This window comes from Pseudoclavibacter terrae (genome assembly GCF_008831075.1).
Taxonomy (GTDB): domain Bacteria; phylum Actinomycetota; class Actinomycetes; order Actinomycetales; family Microbacteriaceae; genus Pseudoclavibacter; species Pseudoclavibacter terrae.
In genome coordinates this window covers 1-1294 of sequence record NZ_WBJX01000010.1, presented here as the reverse complement: position 1 = coordinate 1294, position 1294 = coordinate 1, and the positions used below count along the sequence as shown (strand labels likewise).

At 66.9% G+C, this 1294-nt stretch carries 1 protein-coding gene; it reads right to left on the bottom strand.

The features are described from left to right. Positions 1-1294, bottom strand: a 1294-nt coding sequence (locus F8O03_RS17940; protein WP_104254647.1) for a CoA-acylating methylmalonate-semialdehyde dehydrogenase, incomplete at both ends; no start/stop codon positions are given.

Genomic DNA, 1294 nt, shown 5'->3' with positions numbered 1-1294 from the left:
AGTCGTTCTCGGGGAAGCCGAGGTTGATGCCGCCGTGCTTGGCGGGGTCGAGCCAGCGGCTGGTGACGGCTTTCTCGCGGGTGTAGAAGTGGAAGCCCTGGAGGCCGTAGGCCTTGCTGTCGCCGAAGGCGGAGTCTTTCCAGCCGCCGAAGGAGTAGTAGGCGACGGGGACGGGGATGGGCACGTTGATGCCGATCATGCCGACCTGGATCTCGTTCTGGAAGCGGCGGGCGGCGCCGCCGTCGTTGGTGAAGATCGCGGTGCCGTTGCCGAACTGGCCGGTGTTGATGAGCTCCACGCCTTCCTCGAAGCTCTTGACGCGGACGATGCCGAGCACGGGGCCGAAGATCTCTTCCGTGTAGGCGCGGCTGGTGGTGGGGAGGTTGTCGATGAGGGTCGGGCCGAGCCAGAATCCGCCGTCGGCGCCTTCGGCTTTGATGTCGCGGCCGTCGACGAGCACGTCCGCGCCGTCGTCTTTCGCGATCTGGATGTAGGAGGCGATCTTGTCGCGGTGCACTTCGGAGACGATGGGGCCCATGTCGGGCTCCGTGTGGGTGTCGGTGGGGGTGCCGTCGCCGATGCGGAGCTTCGCGATGCGCTCGGTGACCTTCTCGATGAGCTGGTCGGCGACGGGCTCGATCGCGAGGACCACGCTGATGGCCATGCATCGCTCGCCCGCTGACCCGTAGCCGGCGTTGATGGCCTGGTCGGCGACGAGGTCGAGGTCGGCGTCTGGGAGCACGAGCATGTGGTTCTTCGCCCCGCCGAGCGCCTGGACGCGCTTCCCGTTCTTGGAGGCGGTCTCGTAGATGTACTGCGCGATGGGGGTGGAGCCGACGAAGCTGATCGCGGCGACGTCGTCGTGGGTGAGGAGGCCGTCGACGGCTTGCTTGTCGCCGTGGAGGACGTTGAAGACGCCGTCGGGCAGGCCGGCTTCCTTCCAGAGCTCCGCGAGCCAGAGCGCCGCGGACGGGTCCTTCTCGGAGGGCTTGAGCACGACCGTGTTGCCGACCGCGATCGCGATGGGGAAGAACCACATGGGGACCATCGCGGGGAAGTTGAAGGGGCTGATGATGCCGACCACGCCGAGCGCCTGCTTGATGGAGAACACGTCCACGCCGGTGGACGCGTTCTCGGTGAAGTCGCCCTTCATGATGTGGGGGAACCCGGTGGCGAGTTCCACGACCTCGAGGCCGCGCTGGATCTCGCCGGCCGCGTCGGACACGACCTTGCCGTGCTCGGACGTGATGATGCGCGCGAGCTCCAGCTTCCGCTCGTTCAACAGCTCACGGAA